The organism is Bacillus cereus group sp. Bce041, assembly GCF_052646455.1.
Window position 1 is genome coordinate 24,125 of the sequence record NZ_JBQXON010000018.1, and the last position, 23,025, is coordinate 47,149.

Genomic DNA, 23,025 nt, shown 5'->3' on the forward strand with positions numbered 1-23,025 from the left:
AGTTATATTTAGTTATAATTAGATGTGTCAAAATGAAAGGGGATTTTTTTATGAATAAATTTATATTACGTTCCATCGGGGCACTTATACTTTCTTTCCTTCTTATATTTAGCGCTGCTTGTACAAGTGGGGAAAAGCATACAAAGTCAGCTGCTAAAGAGGATAAAACAGTTGAACTGACTATCTCAGCTGCTGCAAGCTTACAAGATGCATTAAAAGAAATCGAAAAACAATATAAAGAAAAAGAGCCAAATATCAAACTTTCTTTTAACTTCGGTGCTTCTGGAGCACTTCAACAACAAATTGAACAAGGTGCACCTGCTGATTTATTCTTCTCAGCAGCAGAAGATAAATTCCAAACCCTTGTAAAAAAAGGATTCATTAATGAAAAAGAGGGGAAAAATCTCCTTGGAAACGAACTCGTTCTAGTCGTCCCAAAAGATAGTTCTCTTACAAAAATTCAAGATTTAAAAGATGAAAAAATAAAAAAAATTGCACTTGGTACACCTGAATCTGTACCTGCTGGCAAATATGCAAAGGCTTCTCTAACACACGAAAACCTTTGGAATGATGTTCAAAATAAAGTCGTATTTACAAAAGATGTTCGCCAAGTGTTAACATATGTAGAAACAGGGAATGTCGATGCTGGTATCGTATACAAAACAGATGCTCTCATTTCGGATAAAGTAAAGATTGGTGAGACAGCAGCAGCTACTTCTCATGAGCCAATCCACTATCCTTTAGGTGTTATAAAGGAATCTAAACATAAGAAAGAGGCGACTTCATTTTATGAGTATTTGCAGTCAAAAGATGCACAATCTATCTTTAAAAAATATGGATTTACAGTCCTGTCTTAATTACTATGAGCATTGATGCTATTTTATCGCCTGTCTTTCTATCTTTAAGAGTAGCTGCATGCGCCACTATTCTCGTTACAATTTTAGGGACAATTGTCGGGCGAGCACTAGCTCGCTCCTCATGGCGATATAAAGTACTATTAGAAACCATATTTTTATTACCAATGGTACTTCCACCAACTGTTATCGGCTTCTTTCTCATTATCATCTTTGGAAACAACAGCCCGATCGGAAAGTGGGTTGAATCATTATTTCAGCAGTCTATTATGTTCACATCTACTGCTGCGATCATTGCTTCTACAGTTGTTGCATTTCCGCTTATGTACCAATCAGCGAAAACGGGATTTTCTATCGCAAATGTACAAATTGAAGAAAGTGCTCGTGACCTTGGCGCAAGTGAATATCAAGTTTTTCTGCACGTTACACTTCCGCTCGCATTTCCTGCCTTACTAAGCGGGATGATTTTGAGCTTTGTCCGCGCGCTCGGTGAATTTGGTGCTACACTTATGTTTGCCGGGAACATTCCTGGTAAAACACAGACAATCCCAACTGCAATTTACATGGCTATTGATGCAAGTAATATGCAACTCGCATGGACACTTGTAGTTATTACTATCGGTATGTCACTCGTATTTCTACTATGTATTCAACTTATTAATAAAAGAATTACTAACTCTTAAAGCAGCTTTTTTCGAAGCTGCTTCTTTATTTCTTAGGAAATAAAATATACCACCGGGAAATAACTGAATTTTACCTCTTATTAAAATATACATTTTATTTGAATTCACTTTCTAAAATAGGCAATTTCCTGTTATTATATGGAGGTGTTTCAAAAAATGAAGAAATGAAAACGCATTTATATCGTGAATTCTTCATCCTGTTTTAGCGATCGGTAATCTTCTACTCTATTAGTGGGGCATTACCGATCGTTAGAACGATATGTAACTATATTGGTATAGCAAACCGAAGGGAGTCTTGTAATGGACATTTTATTAGCGCTTCTTCCTGCAATTGCATGGGGAAACATCTTATTAGTAAGCGTAAAAATGGGCGGTGGTGCATATAGCCAAACGGTAGGTATGACAATCGGTGCTCTATTCTTCGCAACAATTATGTATGTATTTACTCAACCAGCTTTAACAATGACAATCTTAATTGTTGGTTTTATTTCAGGTTTATTCTGGGCTTTAGGACAAGTAAACCAATTAAAAACAGTTGAAAAACTAGGTGTTTCAACTACTGTAACGATTTCTACTGGTATGCAACTTGTTGCAACTTCTATCTTTGGGGTTATCGCTTTCCGTGAGTGGACTACTACTACAACGATCATTCTGGGAACGATTGCAATCCTATTAATCGTAGTTGGTGTTGTATTCACATCATTAGATGATAAAGAAAATGCTCAGCCACCTGGACAATTGAAAAAAGGACTTCTTACTTTAATTGTTTCTACTTTCGGCTATCTTGTATATGTAATTATTATTCGTTGGTATAATATCGATGGTTGGTCTGCTATTTTACCACAAGCAGTTGGTATGTTTGTTGGTGCAGTTGTACTGACGTCTAAACATAAACCATTTAACAAATATGCAATCCGTAATGCTTTGTCTGGTTTACTATGGGGAACTGGAAACTTATTCTTACTTCTTTCATTACCACGTGTTGGAGTAGCAACAAGCTTCCCATTATCTCAAACTGGAATCGTTATCTCAACATTCGGTGCGATTGTATTCTTAGGTGAAAAGAAAACAAAACGTCAATTGATCTTTATTGCACTAGGTAGTGTTTTAATTATCGGCGGCGCTGTATTACTTGGTATGACAAAAGCATAATCTTATATTCTATTAGTAAACCCCTGAAGCATATGTACTTCAGGGGTTTTTTAATTCTAATTATTTTCTAGATATAATTATTTGTATGTTCTTGCCCCTTATAATTGCTCTTCCACTCTAGCAAACCAGCTACACATATAAAGAGATTAATAATAGCTAATATTAGCATGAATTTCCTCCTTCTCATTATCCATTCCATCTACGATAAGTCTTTTCTTTTTACAAAATTCTCTTAAAGATGATATCGTTTTTATAACATATCTCTACTAGAAAGGAATAAAGGATATGCTAACTAAACATCGAATTTTATTTATTGGTGCCGGTCGTATGGCAGAAGCTATATTTTCCGGATTACTTAAAACAAGCAAAGAGTACATCGAAGAAATTATCGTCTCTAACCGAAGCAACATAGAAAAGCTAAAACAGTTACAACATCAATATAATGTGTCTACTACAACAGATTGGAAACAGCATGTTACATCTGTTGATACGGTTGTTTTAGCAATGCCACCTTCGGCTCATGAAGAGTTATTAGCTGAGCTATCTCCGTTAATATCAAATCAACTAGTCGTAACAGTAGCAGCTGGCATTGGACCATCTTATTTAGAAGCTAGACTCCCAAAAGGCACGCCTGTTGCTTGGATTATGCCTAATACAGCTGCTGAAATTGGAAAGTCTATCTCCTTATATACAATGGGACAATCAGTAAACGAGATACATCAAGAAACCCTGCAACTACTTTTAAAAGGTATTGGTACTTCGCAACTTTGTACTGAGGAAGAAGTTCATCAGCTTACTGCAGTTACTGGAAGTGCACCAGCCTTCCTTTATTACTTTGCTGAAAGCTTAATTGAAGCAACAAAAAGTTATGGAGTTGATGAAGAAACCGCAAAACATCTTGTCATTCAAATGATTTCTGGCTCTGCTTCTATGCTTGAACAAACGCAAAATCCAGCTAACCTTCGCGAACAAGTAACAACGCCAGGTGGTTCCACAGCTGAAGGTCTCAAAACTTTATACGAATATAATTTTTCAGAGGCAATTCAAAAAGCAGTAGAAGCAACAAACAAAAAAGCTAGGGGGAAATAATATGATTTTAACAAGTTTAAAAGACTATACAACATTACATAACGGTGTAAAAATGCCTTGGTTTGGTTTAGGTGTTTTTAAAGTAGAAGATGGTTCAGAAGTAATTGATTCTGTAAAAGCAGCAATTAAAAATGGCTACCGCAGCATCGATACTGCAGCAATCTATCAAAATGAAGAAGGCGTTGGGCAAGCGATTCGTGAATCCGGTGTTTCACGTGAAGAATTATTTATTACCTCAAAAGTATGGAATAGCGATCAAGGATATGAAACAACGCTTCAAGCATTTGAAACTACATTAGAGAAATTAGGTCTAGAATATTTAGATTTATATTTAGTACATTGGCCTGTAAAAGGGAAATATACTGAATCATGGAAAGCATTAGAAACACTTTATAAAGATGGCCGTGTTCGCGCTATCGGTGTGAGTAATTTCCACATTCACCACTTACAAGACGTATTTGAAATTGCTGAAATTAAGCCAATGGTCAACCAAGTGGAATACCACCCACGTTTAGCACAAGAAGAGTTACATGCATTCTGTAAAGAACATAATATCCAGCTTGAAGCTTGGTCACCATTAATGCAAGGACAACTACTAGATAATCCAACGTTACAAGAAATTGCGACAAAATATAATAAATCAACTGCGCAAATTATTTTACGTTGGGATTTACAAAACGAAGTTGTAACAATTCCCAAATCAATTAAAGAACATCGCATTATTGAAAATGCAAACATCTTCGACTTTGAATTAAGTGCTGATGATATGAAAGCAATTCAAGCTTTAAATGAAGATCGTCGCGTTGGTCCAGATCCAGATAACTTTAACTTCTAGTAGAAAAACCACTGCCATATGCAGTGGTTTTTTCATTTAAGAAAACTGAAAATTTAAACTATATTTCATTTAGTTGACACTTCATTATTCAAGGTGTAAGATTTTGAATTATCAAAGAAACACAAAAATTAATAAAATTTATTCGTTTACTCATTGTATCAAGAGAGGTGGAGGGACTGGCCCTTTGAAACCTCGGCAACAGGTTCATTTTGAATACTGTGCCACTTCCTGCAAGCTTTATGCTTGAAAGATAGAATGAGGGACTTCGTTTATATACGGGTGCATAACTTGTACGTAAAAATCCCTCTTTCTCAATATGAAAAGAGGGATTTTTTATTTTTCATTTCCCTCATCATCATCCAAACTTAATTATTTAGGAGGAAAATCAAATGAAAAAGAAGTTTGTACCCGGTATTGCATCAGTTGTAGGAGTAAGTATTTTATTAACTGGTTGCGGTAGTTATAAAAACGAAGCAAGCGGAGCAAATGCAAAAGACGAGGCACCTAGTAAACAGGTTTTAAACTTATCTTCACCTACTGAAATACGAACAATGGATACGGCTCGTGCTACAGATACTGATTCTGGTCAAGTAATGAGAAACGTATTTGAAGGTTTGTATAATCTTGGTGAAGGTAACAAACCTGTTCCTGGTGTTGCAAAATCTCATGAAGTAAGTGGCGATAAAACGAAATACACATTCCATTTGCGAGATTCAAAATGGTCAAACGGCACTCCTGTTACAGCTAAAGATTTTGTGTTCGCTTGGCAACGTGCCGTAGATCCAGCAACAGCCTCTGAATATGCATTTTTATTCTTTGATATTAAAAACGCAACAAAAATTAACAACAAAGAACTTCCAGCCGACCAACTTGGTGTAAAAGCAGTTGATGACCATACGTTTGAGGTAGAATTAGAGCGTCCTGTTCCTTATTTTATTAGCTTAACAGCGTTCCCAACATTTCTACCAATTAATGAGGAATTCTTTAAAGTACAAGGTGATAAGTACGCTTTAGAAGATAATACAATCTTGTACAATGGAGCTTTTACACTAAGCGATTGGAAGCACGAACAAAGCTTTAAATTTAAGAAGAACCCTACCTATTGGGATAAAGATACTGTCAAACTAGAAGAAATCAATTTTAATGTCGTAAAAGAAAAATCAACAGAAGTAAATTTATTCGAGTCAAAACAATTAGATCGTATAAAACTAACATCTGACTTCGTCGATAAATATAAAAAGGATGCTAACTTTAAAGAACGTCCAAACGTAGGCGTACAATTTTTACGTATGAATCAACAAAACAAAGTACTTCAAAACGTTTCTGCACGCCAAGCAATTGATCAAACAATTGATAGAAAATCCTTTGTAAATACGTTATTAAATGATGGCTCTACACCAACATTTGGTCTCGTTCCAAAAAACTTTGCAAAAGGACCTGAAGGAAAAGACTTCCGTACTGCAAACGGCGATTTAACAAAAGTTGATACAAAATCTGCACAAGAGTTATGGAAAAAAGCTAAACAAGAGCTTGGTTCTGAAAAGATAACATTAGAATTATTAACGAGTGATGCTGACCTTGATAAGAAAACTGGTGAATTCTTAAAAGGACAACTAGAAAAGAATCTAGATGGATTAACAGTAAATATAAAACCTCAGCCGCGTAAGCAACAAGTTTCGCTTTTATTAAAAGGTGACTACGAAATCGGAATTGATGGCTGGAGCCCTGACTTTGCGGATCCAATTACATTCCTTGAGCTATTTACAACGAATAACCCTTATAACTTAGATCATTACTCTAATAAGGAATTCGATGAAACAATAGCAAAAGTGAAAACAACTTTAGCTGGTGATGAAAAAGCTCGCTGGGAAGCATTACTAGCATCCGAGAAAATATTATTTAAAGACTCTGTTATCGCTCCTCTTTACCAAAAAGGCGAATCTTATTTAGAACGTTCTTATGTGAAAGGAATTGTGCAAGTAGACTTTGCAGGTCAATTAAACTTCAAGTGGGCAAAAATTGAAAAATAAAGTGAAACTTTAATAAGTGGGGGTTTCTTCATCCCCACTTATTATTAGCCCACACCAATTGTTTTTTTAGCAAAATATATTAAAAATAGGTTCTCTCACACATGAGAATCTGCTTTTTTAATATATTATTCTGAGAAATTAGCAATCTATTTTTATTATTGACATATAGTTCTTTTCAGTGTTAATATTCTAAATAATCAAAGAAACAAAATATTTCACCATCAAAATATAATGTCTACTACGTTGAAACATATAACGATAGATTATAGTTCAACATGTATATACATATAGAACACCTGATTACCTATAAACAAATATTTATAATAGGTTTTATCTCCTTCTATAGCTACTTCAAGACACGGACATTATGACGTTACGAACAACACATTTAGGGAGGAACGAACAATGAAGAAAAAAGTTGTACCTGTTGTTGCATCTGTTTTAGGGGCAAGTCTATTACTAACTGCTTGCGGGGGAAATAAAGATAATGCAAGCGGAGCGAAAGCAAACGATAAAGCACCTGATAAACAGGCAATTAACTTATCATTCGCTTCAGAAATTCCAACAATGGATGTTGCAAAAGCAACGGATGGGGAATCCATGAACGTAATGCGTAATGTTTTTGAAGGGCTATATGCAATGGGAGAAGATAATAAACCGGTTCCTGGTGTCGCTGAGTCGGTTGACATTAGTCCCGATAAAACAAAATATACATTCCATCTCCGTGATTCAAAATGGTCAAACGGTACTCCTGTTACAGCAAAGGACTTTGCCTTCGCTTGGCAACGTGCCGTAAATCCTGATACAGCAGCTGAATACGCATTCTTATTCTTCGATATAAAGAATGCGAAACAAATAAACCAAAAACAATTGCCAATTGATCAACTAGGGGTCAAAGCTGTTGATGATAAAACGTTAGAAGTACAACTAGACCGTCCTGTTCCCTACTTCTTAAGCTTAACTACATTCTCAACATTCTTACCAATTAATGAAGAGTACTTAAAGTCTCAAGGCGATAAATATGGTTTAGAAACAAATCATTTAATTTATAACGGTGCTTTCACATTAGATAACTGGAAACATGAACAAAGCTTCCAATTGAAGAAAAATCCTAACTATTGGGATGCTAAAACTGTAAAATTAGAAGAAATCAACTTCAATGTCGTTAAAGATAAGTCTACAGAAGTGAACTTATATGATTCAGGACAAATTGATCGTGTTGCTTTAACTGCAGAGTTTGTTGATAAATATAAGAGCGATCCAAACTTCAAAGAACGCGCTGAAGTCGGTATTCAATTCTTACGATTAAATCAGAAAAATGAAACATTAAAAAATCAACATGCACGCCTTGCTATTAACGGCGCAATGAATAAAAAAGCTTACGTAGAAACAATCTTAAATAACGGCGCTGTTCCAGCTGAAGGAATGGTTCCTGCGAAATTTGCAAAGAGCCCAGAAGGCAATGACTTCCGTAAAGAAAATGGAAATCTAGTCAAGGATGATGTGAAAACAGCGAAAGAAAACTGGAAAAAAGCAAAACAAGAACTTGGTACTGACAAAGTAACAATCGAACTATTAACAAGTGACAATGCTTTAGCTAAAAAGACTGGTGAATATTTAAAAGGTGAATTAGAAAAGAACCTAGATGGATTAACAGTGAATTTAAAACCACAACCACGTAAACAACAGCTAAAACTACTATTAAGTGGTGACTATGAAATTGGTATTGACGGCTGGGGCCCTGACTTCGCTGATCCAATTACATTCTTAGATTTATTTACAACAGATAGTGCTTATAACTTCGATAAATACTCTAACAAAGAGTACGATGAGCTAATTCATAAAGTGAAAACAGATTTAGCTGGCGATGAAAAAGCACGCTTTGAAGCAATGAAGCAAGCTGAAAAAATTCTATTACAAGACGGCGCTGTCGCTCCTTTATACCAACAAGGCCGTTCTTACTTACAACGCTCTTTCATTAAAGGACTTGTAACAACTGACTTCGGTGGTGAGTTTAACTACAAGTGGACAGAAGTTACAAAATAATAAGTGCTAATAAAAAGGTATCCCACCGAGGATACCTTTTTATTTTATACTTCTTTAACTACAGAGCTTCTTCTTCCCTTTACCATTCCTTTTATAGCTAAAGTCATCACTGCTACTGATTGTGTAACCAATACAATAACTAATAATGAAATAATATTTCTCTCTAAACTAACTCCTCCAAATATTATTGTATAATAGCCATTCGCTGCATATGTTGCAGGAAATAATTCACTGATTGTTTGATATGTTTTAGAAAGCATTTCATGTGGCACAGTTACAACCATTTGTGTTAATGAAAGAAAGGCGAAAAAGACTATTGTCAATAATCCTCTTTTCCTTCTTTTTGCATTGAACCAAAACTCATCATAAATATAAACACAAACATCAAATATGTTCTCCACGTCAAAGAAGGTATATGCCCTGACCAAAGATAGCTAACTAAATAATTAATTCCCATAATACACGACGATATTACTAAACTAATACTTATTAGTTTTACATATTTGAGCATATCTTTTCTCCTTGTTTTTATTTTTCTACTTCTTCAAACTGTAGATTCACCGGATCTTCTAAAAGTGTTTCATAAAAGTTCTCTGCCAAATCTGTTGAAGGGATTTTTTCATCTACTTCATCAAATCGAATACTATCTAGCCACACACAACCTTCTCCTGATAATAAAACACCAAATGCAATACCAAGTGCTTCTTCTTTTATATCTAATACAACCGAGTACGATTGCCAGTTATTCGTATTTTTAATGGGGCGATTTTGCATATTATCCATAGCGAGCGGTTCTGTATCTTTTCCATCTACTCGCATCCACAATCCTGCCCAATCTCTTACATTTTCACTCTTAATAAATGCTGTAAAACGTAATCTCTTCCCTACATATTTATCCGCTCGGAACATTTGCATTAATGTTGAAAATCCTCCATGCGTAACATTCTCTTTTGCTTTTATGTATGCAGATACTTTTCCTTGATGGACAACTTCATAATCTAAACCCATCTCATATTCAGCAGGATGACTTCCACTTAAGATCCATCCTTTCGGTATACCTTTTTGCATTGAAACACCCTCTCTTTCTATATAAAATGACTGAAAGTACTTTCGATATTTCTTTGGTGGCAATTGAAACATTCTTTTAAAAGCTCTCGTAAATGCCTCTTGTGAGGAAAAACCGTATTGCACTGCAATATCAATAACAGCTCTCTCCGTTGACACTAAAACTTGCGCAGCATGAGTTAACCTTCTCTTTCGAATATAATCTGTTACACTCATCCCAACATATCTTTGAAAGATGCGATGAAAATGGTACATCGATACTGCACTGTGAGATGCCACTCTTTCTGTTGTAAGCTCCTCATGTAAGTGATTCTCTATATATTCAATTGATTTTTTTATTATCTCTTTATATTCTTCATGCATTTTAGCCCCTCCCTCACAACTTCAATTTACCATATACATACAAATCGTTTTTGATTTAAATTGCGGATTAGCCCTTGTGACTGCAGGATAATAATTTATTTTCAACACATACATAATTACATGTTTTTGGGAAAAACTTGTATAGAACGAATTTACATAAGGAGGAATTTATAATGAGAATTCTACTATCAGTTTTATTAGCTCTTATGCTAGTACCTGCATTAACAGGATGTAAAGCTCCTGCCAAAGAAGACACAACTTCTAATAAAAAGACGACTGAAGAAGCAAAAAATGAGGCTCCTGCAGATTTAAAACTAAACTTCAATGAATTCGATTTAAAGGCAGACTACCAAGATACAAAGAAAGACTACGAAGCAGACTATAAAAATGTAGCAGCTGACAAGAAAATGGAAGCAAAAATTGAAGATCATAAAGCAGATGTAAAATTAACAGGAGACGAGGCTATCACAAAATTAAGCCCACTTCTACAAGAATTAAAATTTGATAAAGATACTCCTGATCAAGAAGTAATCGATCAAGTAGTGAACGTGTTCAAACTTGATAAAGACTATCAAAAATTCGATTTAGAAGTTGTCTTCTCTGATGGAACGAAAAAAGAATATAAAAGAGAAATAAAATAAAGAAGTAGGCGGTAGTAAGAAGAAAAAATAACCTTGCATAGGCAAGGTTATTTTTTCGTTTCTGCTTGAAAACGTTTATAGTATGTCGATGCTGTTGCAAAATTAATTTCTATATCACGAATCAACGATGAATCTTCTTCTTTAGCTAACTTCTGTAATTTTTTCATTGCTTGTTCCGATTCATTCAAGAAACCGACATATACCTCATGTTCTTGCTCTTTCGACTTCGGAACACGAATTTCTTTTCGTATATGATCAATATCTTCTAACATGCTCGTTGTTACCTTTTGCACATCTTCTTTATATGTAGCAGTCGTTATTTCCTTACCGCCCTTTTCTTTTGCCACTTCAAATAACTGCAGTGCGTTATTAATTTCTTTATTCATTTTCAAATCGTATTTTTCATGTACTGCAAGGTATTCTTTCATTTCTTCTGTTTGTTCTGTAGATTGCTCTACCTTTTCTTTCGGTTCTTTCGTATCCTTATTTCCATTACATCCTGCTAGAAGGATCATACTTCCCATTACAGCAATACCCAAAACCTTCTTCATCTCTTCTTCTCCTTTTATCTACAGCTACTACTCATTATAGTTTCTTTTATCTCCACTTGTTATTATACCGAGAACATCCTACTTTTTACACTTAAGACGACATCGTAACATGTATACCAACATGTTTGTCACAGTATCGTCACTTTATACAAATAACTTTTGCACTGCTTTACTACTCACCTTACAAAACTGTAAGCACACATAAAGAACAAACCATGCTAGACTTACATATGCATAACGCAAACATATGTAAGGTTTTAAGGAGAATCATCTATGTACAACACAATACCTTTTATGGGAGAAGATATTCGTGTCCTTATTCGCGAAAAATCACTTCATATCGAAAATACAGAGAGCCTTCGCCGCGTATTAAAGAAGAAGCATGCTCCATTTAAGTTAGCTCAATATTTAAAACAACAACATACAAATCAATTTCATACCGTGCTAAATATATCGGATAAATCATTAACAATCGAAATCATCGGTCATGTCTACATTGGAAACTTTGCAGATACCTTAAAGGAAGTCCCACGTATACCGAAGATTGCTCCTATTATCGTTAAAAAAGCGTATAAAATTACTGACCATACCGATATTATCGACTGTGGGGAAAAAGAAGTCGATAGTAATCGCTGGGTGTGGGATAAACTTGCTGTTTTATATGATACGATCATGAATAATATGTATGAGGTATTTCAAAGAAATGAAAAAAAGAACTGATTCAAACATTCCCTTTGAATCAGTTCTTTTTTGTTAAGCCTCTAAATTTTGTTTTTGCTGCAGTTCAAACTGCTTCTCACTTCTTCTGGCCATAAATAGATAACATAACACTGCTCCTACTTCACAAAGCGCAATAACAACCCCCATCGGTAATGCTGTATTACTTCCACCGATACCTACTAGCGGCGCAACAAGAGCTCCTGAAATGAACTGTAATAAGCCTAATAAAGCTGATGCTGTTCCTGCAGCTTGTTTCTGATTTCTCATCGCTAATGAAAACCCAGTTGTTGATACAACCCCGACACTTGATACGACAAGGAATAACGAACATAAAACACCGATTAAACCTATTCCTAGTACGATTGTCAGTAGTAAAGATAGGCCAGCAACAGCTGCGATAATAATACCAGCAACAAATAATGTCTTCTCATTCACTTTCCCCGCTAAACGACCCGTTACCTGACTAGCAATAATAATACCGATGCCGTTAATCGCAAAGAATAAACTAAATTGCTGTGGTGATGCTCCGTATATGTTCTGCAACACAAATGGTGAGCCCGAAATGTATGCAAACATTGCCGCTGTTACTAATCCTTGTGACAATGCATATCCCATAAACAGACGGTCCTTTAACAATTTTCCGTACGTCGCCAAAGTCCCTGACAAACCACCCGTTTCTCTTTCTTCAGGAGGTAATGTTTCACGCAATACAAAAGTAGCTGAGATTAACATGAATACACTAATTGCTCCAAGAACGATGAAAACACCGCGCCACGTTGTAAACTGTAATAATTGCCCCCCAATAATCGGTGCCAAAATAGGTGCTGCTCCGTTTACTAACATAAGCAGTGAGAAAAACTTCGTCATTTCAGAACCTGAATACATATCACGTACCATCGCACGTGATATAACAATCCCGGCTGATCCTGAAGCTCCTTGTAGGAAGCGCAATAACACTAATGTCCAAATAGATGGCGCAACAGCACAAAGTAAAGAAGAAGCAACATAAATAATAAGAGCAATAATAAGAGGTTTGCGTCTTCCGTAAATATCACTAATTGAGCCAACAAATAATTGTCCTACTGACAGCCCAAGCAAACAAGCTGTTAATGTAAGCTGCGCGAGGGATGCACCTGTTTGCAAATCATCCGTTAACTTCGGTAATGAAGGCAAATACATATCAATAGATAATGGTCCAATCGCCGTAAGTGTTCCTAATACAAGAATCATCCATAACCTGTTTGCCTTTACAGGTTTATATATTTCGTGATTAACTTCATTCACTTTTTTAATTCACCCTTTCCTATACAAACTGAATCGTAACAATTATAGTTACATCATAAACATACGTCAAGTACAGCGCATTTTCCTCTTTCATAATGTAAAAAAAGCGATAGAAATTCTATCGCTTTACTTTTTCACATTGCTATTCGTAAATTTAGATACTGAGGACATCATCTCTCCCGTATCTAAATATGTAATTTGAATTGGGTCTCCTACTTCTGTAAACATAGCATATGGGAATTTCTTCACCGGTATCATAAATACCTTTTGTTCATTCTCTAAAAGTACGTACACGATTGTATTTTCACCTGATTTTTCTTTATATACACGTTGTACAATACCTTCTTTTTGCGCTTCTTTTCCTGTTGATGTTGGTCTAAATGTATCACCATTACCGCTCATTACGTTTTTATAATTCTCAAGCGCTTCTTTCTGCGAAGAACCTGTCGCAAATATTTTTGCATTAGCAGCATATACAACTGTATGTGCACGTACTAGGCCTCCGTCATCAACAACCGGAATAATCCAAGCTGGTTTACCGTATACGTTATAAATGACAGGCATTGTCCCATGCCATTTCTCTCTCTTAAAGGAATTATCTACTACTTCTGTAGCTGCTGAACCATCCATAATCCCCTTTACTTCTTTTCCATTATAGTAATATAGCTTGCCTGTGCGTGCATCTACTAATGAATAGCCTAGGGCTGAATCTACTCCTTCTTTTGGAGAAGTAAAGTCTGTAAAATAATACAATGTTCCATCTTTACCAAAGATCGGGGTCACGCCTTCTTTCGTTCCCCACTCAGTCGGAATTTTCATATCTGTTTGTGAGAATTTCGTATTCCAAAATCCGTGAATATATTTACCAAAGTACGTATTTAACGTAGATGCAGTCTCATGATTTAATACACCATCAACAAATTTAGGTGCCTTTCCTTTATCATATCTTTTCACTTCACCTGTTTGTGCATCTACTACGACAACACCTTCTACCTCAAATCCAGATCTTCCTGAAATAAATTCACCATACGTCATTGTATAATATGGTTTTCCTTTATCATCAACCTCAAATTTAGGTTTTCCTTTAAAGATTAAATTTGGTTCTTCTTGCCTTACCACACGCTCTAAATTATTACCAAAAAACATGCTTGGCACATATTTCATTTTATAACCGAGGTGCAGTTTCGCTTCCGCATCAGGATTCGTACCTGACATCGTTACGTACCCTGGAATTGTCTCAGCTTTACGCGCTTTAAAAAATCCTGAAACTTCAATCGGCGCTACATATAAAGCCTCGCCGTTTACCATTTGTGGCGTTAATTCTCCTAGCTCAAAATAAGCTACTTTTGGAATATCACCAAATACTTTTTTCATCTTATTCTCCGCTGTCTTTGGCGGCACTGTAAACGGCTGGTCATTTTCAGTAAATGGCTCTGAAATATCTTTCTCTACCTTAACAACAGAATCATATTTCTTTTGCGAGATTACTATATCATGCAAATAACCAAAGTAGCCGTAACTTGCGAGTAAAATAAACATTAGAAGTCCTTTTAATGTGCCTTCTAATTTCCCTATTTGATCTTGTGAAAATAAAACAAGCCCAATTAAAATTGCTACTGCAACAGAATAATGAGTAAGAATCGAGTCTACCCGATCATCAATTAGCCAAAAGTATTCATAGATTGCAATACCTATCCAAAATAAAACAGGAATAACTAAAATAGATGATTTCTTACCCTTTACAACCTTCTTATCTCCCTTCTTATCCACTGCTCGAAGCTTACTACTACTTCTTGTCCATGGAATCAAAAACAAAGTAAGAATAGCTAAAACTACAAATTTCATCAAAGGCACTGTCCCCTTTTCTTTTGTATTCCCTTTTAGTATAACAAATAAAGGGTATTAAGGTGAAAATAGGAATAGTTATATTTTTTTACTACTTAATACAATCCCGCTCACTACATATAGAATAGATGCAATATAAAAAATTGTACCAATCGTAAAGAAATCTACTAAATATCCCGTGGCAATAACCGCTACTGCTCCGCCAATGGATGTCCACACATGGTATTTTCCAATCTCATAACCAGCCTTTTCCTGCGCAACCTTTCGTGCTAACGAAGTCTTCTCAGTATTACGCTGCACAGCACCTAAAATGCCCATTACAATTTGAAGAATATATACATGCCATACTTCCGTGGCAATCGGAAAGCAAAGCATTAAGATTGCCATGGACCAAGCGTATATGATTAATAATTTTTTATCACCTACTTGATCAGATATCTTTCCCACTAGTGGATATACAAGTGCTGATGTTAAAGCAAATAAGCCATACGCCCAGCCAAATTGCGAGAAGCTATTTCCAACGTTTCGAAGCAATAATATATAAAAAGGAAATACCATACTTCCTGCCATCATGATGATACTTTGCGAAGCCACAAATCTTCTATATGTCATTTCGTATACTCCCTATAAAATAAATTCACAAATCTCTCTTCTGAATCTACTTCCTTCTTTTTCTTGAGAAATTCTTCAATACGAGGATATGCCCTCTTTAACTGCTCTTTCGTTGGATAAGAATAGTACGGCAAATAGTAACTACCGTTATGCTTTAAAGTAACATCAATCATCTTCCGAATGACATCCTCTGTTTTCTTTATCTCACTCTCTGAGCGTCCCTGGTTAATCAAAAGAACCAGCGCAAACATATCATCTTTCGCATAGGACAAAACTGCATTTTCATTCTTTTCCACGTAACGAATCGTAATGTTGAGTAAATTAAACTCTTCTTCATTTAATACGTTACGTAAATCATCTATATACTCCGTGAAAGCATCTATAGGCACAAAGTATTCTTGTAACACTTCGGTCCTATTTGGATTTTCATATTCCATAAAAGCACTATCTGATCTCATAACATTATTACGCGTCTCATACTTTCCATCTGTACGTTCAAAATAACCTCTTTGTATATCCCAAAATGTATTCTTTCCCCAATCACTATAACGTGATAACCCAAGTAAAAATTTCGGTACCGCTATAATATTTTCTTCCTTTAATTCACTGTACTCTTCTCTCATATTTTGATTTTGTGCCAAAGTATAATCTGTCACATACATCTCTTTTAAAAATGAATTTGGAGCAACAGAAATACGCGCTAAGTGCATACGAACATTTTCATCTCTTTTCACTTTCTCTTTGAAATAAGATACGTATTCTTTATAATCTATCATTCTCGTGTGCATTTCATATAATTCATCATCTGTTAACTTCAGCGTCACATCTAAAATAACTCCAAATAAACCGTAACCCCCAATGACATATGGAAATAACTCTGCATTTTCTTCTCTACTTACATTACGTACCGTACCATCTGCCATTAACAATCTAAATGAATCTACTGTATCAATTAGTGCCTCATGACGAATATCACGCCCGTGTACATTTACACTTAATGAACCACCAACAGTAAAAATATTTTGAGACTGCATGACCTGTACCGCAAGGCCATATGGATTTATTTTCTTCTGAATATCATTCCACGTGACACCACTTTGAACTGTAATCTGCTTCTTCTCTGGATCAAATTCTAATATTTTATTATATCCTTTCATATCGAGCATCGTGCCATTTTGATAATATGTCTGTCCTCCTTGGCTATGTTGCATGCCTGCAATGGAAATTTTCTCTCCTGAAACTTTTGCATCTCGCACTAATTTTATTAACGAGCGCTCTTCCGTAGCACTTTCAACACGTTTTATTTTTGTCGGAAGCAATTTACCTACATCACTCATAATAGGATGATCAATTTGTTTTTTATACGTATGTACAGACGTTGCAAGCAAAACCGTATATGCAACAATGACCGCCGCTATCTTTCCTTTTTTCAAATGACACTCTCCTCTTCTACATCTTTTCCTCTTTATATTGTACCTATTTTCCTATGAAGAAAGAATACAAAAAAGAGGGACCTTATTTTAGGTCCCTCCTTATCAAAACTGTTACTTTGCTGCTGGCAATTGTATTGGGTCAAACTTTTCATACGACGTATATTTTGCGTTCGTAATAATGTGTGCTTTATCCTTGCCATTGCTACTCATAATCATGTCTATCTTTGCTGATTCATATTTAAAATCTTTTGTAATGATATATTCTGCATCCACTTCTTCTATCTTCGCATTTTGTGCTTGTAACATTTTCTTCTGCGTTTCATCCATGCTAGTTAACATACTTTCTGTTTCTTGCCCTTTTAATGTAAATTTCAGTTTATATTTATCTCCGCTTTTCTCCAGCTTCATTTTATCTAAAACTACTTCCGGTACTTCTAATTTATCTATAATATCTTGAGTCGCTTTCATTCCACCAGCGTTTAATTGCTCCTCTGGTACGGTTACAACTTCTCCTGTATTAGGGTTTTTTACCTCACCAGCAACTTTACCATCCACAGTATACACTACAACATCTGTACCGGAAATATTCATTTCAGAACGAGAATTCTTTGTCTTTGGCTCTAATTGCATCTTAGCCTTTAATATATCCATCTCTGTTCCCTCAGCTTTTACCCCTACACCATATGTCATCGTTACATGTTCTTCATTTTTAAAAGCTTCATTCGTTTTCTTGAAAACATCTTTCGCCGTTAATTCCTTTTCTTTTTGAACGGATTCTTTTTTCGGCTCATCCGTCTTTGCTGTTTTCTCATTACTACACCCTACCCCTAGACTGATTGCAAGTACTAAACTTGAAACAAAAATAATTTTTTTCATACTGTTGCCCCCTTTCCCAAAATAATATCACCTCTTTTCCTATGAAATCTATATAATTTTTAATCTATACTCACTATATAGCGACATGTTTAATAAAGATCTTAAATATGATGTAAATAAAGACAACTCATTTCAGGAGGACATTATGAAGGCGATCATTTGCACACAGTATGGACCACCTAACGTTCTTCAGCTTCAAAATATAGAGAAACCTATACCTAAAAAGAACGAAGTATTAGTTAAAATTCACGCAACAAGTGTATCGACTGGAGATTGTAGAATACGCGGATTTAATAGCCCTCTATTATTTTGGATTCCTATGCGACTTATATTAGGACTTAGAAAACCGAGAAACCCTATACTTGGCGTAGAATTAGCAGGAGAGATAGAGGAGATCGGGACAGATGTAACTCAATTTAAAAAAGGAGATCAAATTTTTGCATTAACAGAACTAAATCTTGGTGGTTATGCCGAATACACATGCGTGCATGAAAGTGGATTAATAACATTAAAACCTACCAATGTGACATATGAAGAAGCTGCCGTTATTCCTTTTGGCGGAACTTCAGCATTGCACTTCCTTAGAAAAGGACAGATAAAAAAAGGGCAACGAGTACTTATATACGGTGCCTCTGGGTCAGTAGGGACAGCTGCCGTACAACTTGCGAAATACTTCGGGGCGACTGTCACAGCCATTTGTAGTAGTTCGAATTTCGATTTAGTAACAGCTTTAGGGGCAGACAACGTAATTGATTATATGAAAGAAGATTTTACTAAGCGGGGCGAGCACTATGATATTATATTTGATGCAGTTGGAAAATATAATAAGTCTCTTTGTACAGATGCATTAATGCCTAATGGAAAATATGTATCTGTGAACGGAATGATGGCAAAAGTCAGTAAAGAAGATATGAACCTACTAAAACAACTAGCTGAAACAGAAAAGCTAAAGCCTGTTATTGATAGAACTTACCGATTAGAAGAAATTGCTGAAGCTCATATATATGTAGAAAAAGGACATAAAAAGGGGAACGTTTCGATTACCTTAAAATAAAATATATTCTGAAAATATCGTTGACAATTCTTTTTGTACGATTTACTATTAGTACCATATTCAAAACTACATACACATACTCTTATCAAGAGTGGCGGAGGGACTGGCCCGATGATGCCCGGCAACCGAGCTTATGACGTATAAGCTAAGGTGCTAATTCCTGCAAAACGAGTTTTCGTTTTGGAAGATAAGAGAGGAACCTATTTCGTCTATTCGGCACCTCTCTTATTTTGAGAGGTGCTTTTTATTTTGGAACGTATATGAAGGGGGAATCATAGATGAAGAAAGTATTATTAAGCATTGTAAGCGGAGCGGTACTATTATTAGGCGCATGTAGCGCAGGTTCAGATAAACAAGTAAAAGCGTTAAATGAGAAAAAGATTACTGTCGGTGTAACAGGCGGGCCGCATGAGCAGATTTTTGAAAAGGTAAAAGAAGTGGCAGCAAAAGATGGTCTCGAAATTGATATAAAATTATTTAATGATTATGTAGCGCCAAACGTATCATTAGATGAAAAAAGCCTTGATGTAAATAGCTATCAAACGAAATCATATTTAGACGTATTTAAAGCTGAACGTAATATGAAATTAACCGAAGTATTTTCAACAGTAACATTCCCTATGGGCGTCTATTCTAAAGACATAAAAGATGTAAAAGAATTAAAAGAGGGCGACGCAATCGCTGTCCCAAATGACCCAACGAATGAACTTCGTGCTTTAAAGTTATTTGAAAAAGCAGGGGTTTTAAAAGTGGATCCAAAAGCGACAGAAAAAGCGACTGCGAAAGATGTAATTGAAAATCCAAAAAAATTAAAGATTGTTGAGTTAGAGGCATCTCAATTACCAACACAACTAAGTGAAGTAAAAGCAGCTGCAATTAATACAAACTTTGCATTAGGTGCAAAATTAAGCCCTGCGAAAGATTCCATTTTCCGTGAAGGCAAAGATTCGCCTTATGTGAACTGGGTCGTTGTTCGTACTGAAAATAAAGATGATGTTGTTGTAAATAAATTAAAGAAAGCTTATCAATCTAAAGAAGTAAAAGAATTTATCGAGAAAAAATTTGATGGTTCTGTTTTACCGTCTTGGTAGGAGCTGACGATAATGATTGAATTAAAAAATGTATCCAAAGTATTTACAACAAAAAAGGGGAATGTGGAAGCTCTTAAGTCCACTTCCCTCCAAGTAAAAAAGGGCGAAGTATTTGGAATCATTGGATATAGTGGCGCTGGCAAAAGTACATTAATTCGCTGTGTAAATTTATTAGAAAAACCAACGACAGGAAATATTATTGTAAACGAGCAAGATTTAACAACACTGTCTACAAAAGAACTAGCAAAAGCGAGACAAAAAATCGGGATGATTTTTCAAGGATTCAATTTGCTCAAAACTGTTACCGTTTATGAAAATATCGCATTACCGTTACGCCTTGCTGGCGTTCCAAAATTAGAAATTGAAAAAAGGGTAGAAAAGTATTTACGTATTGTCGATCTTTTTAATCGAAAAGATGCCTATCCGAGTGAACTTTCTGGTGGCCAGAAACAACGTGTTGCCATTGCACGTGCACTATCACATGAACCGGAAGTGTTATTAAGCGACGAAGCAACGAGTGCTTTAGATCCAGAAACAACTGATTCTATTCTTGACCTATTATTAAAGATTAATGAGGAAATCGGGATTACAATTTTATTAATTACACATGAAATGAATGTCATCCAACGTATATGCGACCGAGTTGCTGTTATGGAACATGGAGCAGTAATTGAAAGCGGGACTGTGAAGGAGATCTTCACAAACCCACAACATGTAACAACGAAGAAATTTGTAAATAGTGCATTTGCAGCAAAAATCCCAGCTGAAGTACAAAAAGAACTACAAAGAACCGGAGAAATCGTAACACTTTCATTTATAGGAAATTCTTCTGGTGAACCAGCGTTAGCTATCGCTACAAAACGTTTCCAAGTGTATCCAAATATTTTATCCGGTAATATTACACAGTTAAAACATGAGGCATACGGGAAACTTGTCATTCATATGCAAGGGGAACAAAATGAAATCAACCACGCTTTATCATTTTTACAAGAGCAAGGAATCATCGTAGAAGGGGGTAGAACAGATTATGGGAAACAAGTCCTTTTTGGATGAATGGGGTAAAGTCATATGGGAAGCAACCATTCAAACATTTCAAATGACATCTATTTCACTATTCATCTCTATCCTTATTGCACTACCACTTGGTGTCACACTTGTTTTAACAAGACCTGGTGGGCAGCACGAAAATAAAATCATTTACCCAATTCTTAATACAATTATTAATATCATTCGCTCTCTTCCATTTATCATTCTATTATTCTTCATTTTACCTTTTACAAAGTTTCTAATGGGAACCTCCATTGGTGTACAAGGCGTAATCGTACCGCTTGTCGTATTCACGGCCCCTTATATTGCACGATTAATGGAAACTGCTTTATTAGAAGTAGATCGCGGCGTTATTGAAGCCTATCAAGCGATGGGCGTTTCTACTATAAAAATTATTTGGCACGTTATGGTGAAAGAAGCTCGTCCCTCCCTTGTACTTGGATTAACAATTGCAACGATTGGCTTAATCGGCGCAACAGCAATGGCTGGTCTTGTAGGCGCTGGTGGGCTAGGGGACTTAGCATATCGCTTCGGACATTTACGCTACGAGCCTGAAGTAATGTATGCAACTGTCTTTATTTTAATTATCCTCGTTCAAGGATTACAGTCTTTAGGGAATGGTGTTGCACGAAGATTGAAGAAAGATTAAAAAAGAAGGTATCTCACCAAGGTGAGATACCTTCTTTTTTATCTTTTAAATCCACCTTCTGAATGAATAACTTGCCCAGTAATCCACTCAGCTTCTTCACTTACTAGAAATTTAATGAGTCTAGCTGCATCCTTTGGCTCACCAATTCTGCCAAAAGGAAACATCGGCTTTAACCCTTGTTTTATCTCTTCAGTCATCCATCCTGTATCAGTTGGTCCTGGATTAATTGCATTCACTGTTATTCCTAAATGAGCTACCTCTGCTGACAACGTACTAGTAAGAGCATCAATAGCTCCCTTCGTTGTTACATACGCTAGTTCTCCTACCATAGGACCTTGAAATTGCCCCGAAGTCATATTCACAATTCTACCACCAGATTTTTTATCAAATCCACGGGCAAATTGACTACTGAGCAATGTAGTCGCACGAATATTCACCATATAATGCTTATCTAATTCTTCAGCAGTCAACGTAGAGAAATCATTATTCGTAGAATATGCTGCATTATTAATTAATATATGAGGGTACCCTAATTGTTCAGTAACTTTATTTATAAGCTCTTTCGGTGCATCATTCCGAGTTAAATCTAACTCCATGCTTGATACTCTAACACCGTTTTGTAATAGCTCTTCTTCTAATTGTATTTGTTCATTTTTCTCAACGCCCCATGGCATCTCTTTATCATAATCCGTCCAATACGTAAAAAATATATCGTATCCTGATTCAGCCAATTCTTTGCAAATTGCTGCGCCTATACCGTCTAGACGACTTACCCCTGTAATAACTGCTACTTTATTTTTTAATTGGTTCATCATATACTCCTCCAAGTTTAAAGGACGCATATTTTATATAAGAGATATAAACTTTCCCACAAAAAAGACAGATACATAAAATAGGCACCTATCCTTATAAAAGGGATGTACAAGCCAAATATGCATTCCTTGAATGATTTACAGATAACTAAATAAACCCTCGCTTATGAGAGAAAAATTCATCTATCTAGTTTCTAATCATTACAAGTTCATCCACATATCTAGTCTTTGCCTCCTTTTGATATATCTCTATTATTAGTCTATCAAAAAAGATGAAATGTTACAAAAAATAA

At 35.6% G+C, this 23,025-nt stretch carries 23 protein-coding genes and 2 riboswitches; of the genes, 13 read left to right on the forward strand and 10 right to left on the reverse strand.

Annotated features, from left to right (window positions below):
* Nucleotides 1-50: 50 nt before the first annotated feature.
* The 7 genes from modA (at nucleotide 51) to ACUN13_RS28540 (ending at nucleotide 8,689) form a co-directional block, all read left to right on the forward strand.
* Entirely contained in the window at nucleotides 51-857 is an 807-nt protein-coding gene (modA, locus tag ACUN13_RS28510; protein WP_001031841.1) for a molybdate ABC transporter substrate-binding protein, read from the forward strand.
* A 5-nt stretch (nucleotides 858-862) separates the two neighbouring features.
* Nucleotides 863-1,537, forward strand: coding sequence for a molybdate ABC transporter permease subunit (gene modB, locus ACUN13_RS28515; RefSeq protein ID WP_000020526.1), 675 nt, complete (start codon nucleotides 863-865; stop codon nucleotides 1,535-1,537).
* A 300-nt stretch (nucleotides 1,538-1,837) separates the two neighbouring features.
* A complete protein-coding gene (locus tag ACUN13_RS28520) occupies nucleotides 1,838-2,689 on the forward strand; it encodes a GRP family sugar transporter (protein WP_000353544.1) in 852 nt (283 codons plus the stop codon).
* A 285-nt stretch (nucleotides 2,690-2,974) separates the two neighbouring features.
* Nucleotides 2,975-3,778 carry a pyrroline-5-carboxylate reductase gene (gene proC, locus ACUN13_RS28525; protein ID WP_000956251.1) on the forward strand — a complete coding sequence of 268 codons (804 nt, stop codon included), beginning with the start codon at nucleotides 2,975-2,977 and terminating at the stop codon, nucleotides 3,776-3,778.
* A 1-nt stretch (nucleotide 3,779) separates the two neighbouring features.
* The gene (locus ACUN13_RS28530; RefSeq protein ID WP_000604203.1) at nucleotides 3,780-4,613 is read left to right on the forward strand and encodes an aldo/keto reductase; all 834 of its coding nucleotides are present in this window, start codon (nucleotides 3,780-3,782) and stop codon (nucleotides 4,611-4,613) included.
* Between the two features lie 152 nt (nucleotides 4,614-4,765).
* A riboswitch (SAM riboswitch) is annotated at nucleotides 4,766-4,870 on the forward strand.
* A gap of 132 nt (nucleotides 4,871-5,002) precedes the next feature.
* Nucleotides 5,003-6,643 (forward strand): peptide ABC transporter substrate-binding protein, encoded by a 1,641-nt coding sequence (locus tag ACUN13_RS28535; RefSeq protein ID WP_000726482.1) that lies wholly within the window; start codon nucleotides 5,003-5,005, stop codon nucleotides 6,641-6,643.
* Between the two features lie 405 nt (nucleotides 6,644-7,048).
* Complete coding sequence (locus ACUN13_RS28540; RefSeq protein WP_000731086.1) at nucleotides 7,049-8,689, forward strand: peptide ABC transporter substrate-binding protein; 1,641 nt, start codon at nucleotides 7,049-7,051, stop codon at nucleotides 8,687-8,689.
* A 44-nt stretch (nucleotides 8,690-8,733) separates the two neighbouring features.
* Here ACUN13_RS28540 and ACUN13_RS28545 read toward each other — a convergent pair whose 3' ends face one another.
* Genes ACUN13_RS28545 through ACUN13_RS28555 form a run of 3 tightly spaced genes read right to left on the reverse strand, consistent with a single transcriptional unit; the run spans nucleotide 8,734 to nucleotide 10,117 of the window.
* Nucleotides 8,734-9,012, reverse strand: coding sequence for a hypothetical protein (locus tag ACUN13_RS28545; RefSeq protein WP_000156944.1), 279 nt, complete (start codon nucleotides 9,010-9,012; stop codon nucleotides 8,734-8,736).
* The gene (locus tag ACUN13_RS28550) at nucleotides 9,009-9,200 is read right to left on the reverse strand and encodes a hypothetical protein (protein ID WP_000922547.1); all 192 of its coding nucleotides are present in this window, start codon (nucleotides 9,198-9,200) and stop codon (nucleotides 9,009-9,011) included. Before ACUN13_RS28550 ends, ACUN13_RS28545 begins: the two co-directional genes overlap by 4 nt.
* Before the next feature lie 17 nt (nucleotides 9,201-9,217).
* Nucleotides 9,218-10,117 (reverse strand): helix-turn-helix transcriptional regulator, encoded by a 900-nt coding sequence (locus ACUN13_RS28555; RefSeq protein ID WP_000544202.1) that lies wholly within the window; start codon nucleotides 10,115-10,117, stop codon nucleotides 9,218-9,220.
* Nucleotides 10,118-10,290: 173 nt separating this feature from the next.
* Between ACUN13_RS28555 and ACUN13_RS28560 the strand changes: the two genes are divergently transcribed.
* A complete protein-coding gene (locus ACUN13_RS28560; protein ID WP_001221552.1) occupies nucleotides 10,291-10,758 on the forward strand; it encodes a YusW family protein in 468 nt (155 codons plus the stop codon).
* Between the two features lie 47 nt (nucleotides 10,759-10,805).
* Here ACUN13_RS28560 and ACUN13_RS28565 read toward each other — a convergent pair whose 3' ends face one another.
* Nucleotides 10,806-11,309, reverse strand: coding sequence for a hypothetical protein (locus tag ACUN13_RS28565; protein WP_000756525.1), 504 nt, complete (start codon nucleotides 11,307-11,309; stop codon nucleotides 10,806-10,808).
* Nucleotides 11,310-11,582: 273 nt separating this feature from the next.
* Here ACUN13_RS28565 and ACUN13_RS28570 point away from each other — a divergent pair, with 273 nt between their 5' ends.
* Nucleotides 11,583-12,029: a hypothetical protein gene (locus tag ACUN13_RS28570; RefSeq protein ID WP_242278667.1), complete on the forward strand. Its 447-nt coding sequence runs from the start codon at nucleotides 11,583-11,585 to the stop codon at nucleotides 12,027-12,029.
* A gap of 33 nt (nucleotides 12,030-12,062) precedes the next feature.
* On the opposite strand, the gene ACUN13_RS28575 is transcribed toward ACUN13_RS28570, so the two are convergent.
* The 5 genes from ACUN13_RS28575 to ACUN13_RS28595 all read right to left on the reverse strand — a co-directional run bounded on the left by ACUN13_RS28575 (nucleotide 12,063) and on the right by ACUN13_RS28595 (nucleotide 18,079).
* Nucleotides 12,063-13,322: a multidrug effflux MFS transporter gene (locus ACUN13_RS28575; RefSeq protein ID WP_444877713.1), complete on the reverse strand. Its 1,260-nt coding sequence runs from the start codon at nucleotides 13,320-13,322 to the stop codon at nucleotides 12,063-12,065.
* Between the two features lie 117 nt (nucleotides 13,323-13,439).
* Nucleotides 13,440-15,158 carry a DUF3981 domain-containing protein gene (locus ACUN13_RS28580; protein ID WP_242278673.1) on the reverse strand — a complete coding sequence of 573 codons (1,719 nt, stop codon included), beginning with the start codon at nucleotides 15,156-15,158 and terminating at the stop codon, nucleotides 13,440-13,442.
* A gap of 78 nt (nucleotides 15,159-15,236) precedes the next feature.
* The gene (locus ACUN13_RS28585) at nucleotides 15,237-15,770 is read right to left on the reverse strand and encodes an MFS transporter (RefSeq protein ID WP_000222361.1); all 534 of its coding nucleotides are present in this window, start codon (nucleotides 15,768-15,770) and stop codon (nucleotides 15,237-15,239) included.
* Complete coding sequence (locus tag ACUN13_RS28590) at nucleotides 15,767-17,203, reverse strand: FAD-binding oxidoreductase (RefSeq protein WP_445424072.1); 1,437 nt, start codon at nucleotides 17,201-17,203, stop codon at nucleotides 15,767-15,769. Before ACUN13_RS28590 ends, ACUN13_RS28585 begins: the two co-directional genes overlap by 4 nt.
* Nucleotides 17,204-17,314: 111 nt before the next feature.
* A complete protein-coding gene (locus ACUN13_RS28595) occupies nucleotides 17,315-18,079 on the reverse strand; it encodes a DUF6612 family protein (RefSeq protein ID WP_000720094.1) in 765 nt (254 codons plus the stop codon).
* 145 nt (nucleotides 18,080-18,224) lie between these two features.
* Here ACUN13_RS28595 and ACUN13_RS28600 point away from each other — a divergent pair, with 145 nt between their 5' ends.
* The 4 genes from ACUN13_RS28600 (at nucleotide 18,225) to ACUN13_RS28615 (ending at nucleotide 21,920) form a co-directional block, all read left to right on the forward strand.
* Nucleotides 18,225-19,133 carry an NAD(P)-dependent alcohol dehydrogenase gene (locus ACUN13_RS28600; RefSeq protein ID WP_000643880.1) on the forward strand — a complete coding sequence of 303 codons (909 nt, stop codon included), beginning with the start codon at nucleotides 18,225-18,227 and terminating at the stop codon, nucleotides 19,131-19,133.
* A 79-nt stretch (nucleotides 19,134-19,212) separates the two neighbouring features.
* Nucleotides 19,213-19,327: riboswitch (SAM riboswitch) on the forward strand.
* An 84-nt stretch (nucleotides 19,328-19,411) separates the two neighbouring features.
* On the forward strand, nucleotides 19,412-20,224 hold the full coding sequence (locus tag ACUN13_RS28605; protein WP_445424073.1) for a MetQ/NlpA family ABC transporter substrate-binding protein: 813 nt from the start codon (nucleotides 19,412-19,414) through the stop codon (nucleotides 20,222-20,224).
* A gap of 12 nt (nucleotides 20,225-20,236) precedes the next feature.
* The gene (locus ACUN13_RS28610; protein ID WP_000571355.1) at nucleotides 20,237-21,277 is read left to right on the forward strand and encodes a methionine ABC transporter ATP-binding protein; all 1,041 of its coding nucleotides are present in this window, start codon (nucleotides 20,237-20,239) and stop codon (nucleotides 21,275-21,277) included.
* Nucleotides 21,252-21,920 carry a methionine ABC transporter permease gene (locus ACUN13_RS28615; RefSeq protein WP_000527137.1) on the forward strand — a complete coding sequence of 223 codons (669 nt, stop codon included), beginning with the start codon at nucleotides 21,252-21,254 and terminating at the stop codon, nucleotides 21,918-21,920. The genes ACUN13_RS28610 and ACUN13_RS28615 overlap by 26 nt, the downstream gene beginning before the upstream one ends.
* Before the next feature lie 38 nt (nucleotides 21,921-21,958).
* On the opposite strand, the gene ACUN13_RS28620 is transcribed toward ACUN13_RS28615, so the two are convergent.
* A complete protein-coding gene (locus ACUN13_RS28620; RefSeq protein ID WP_242278669.1) occupies nucleotides 21,959-22,735 on the reverse strand; it encodes an SDR family oxidoreductase in 777 nt (258 codons plus the stop codon).
* Nucleotides 22,736-23,025 lie beyond the last annotated feature (290 nt).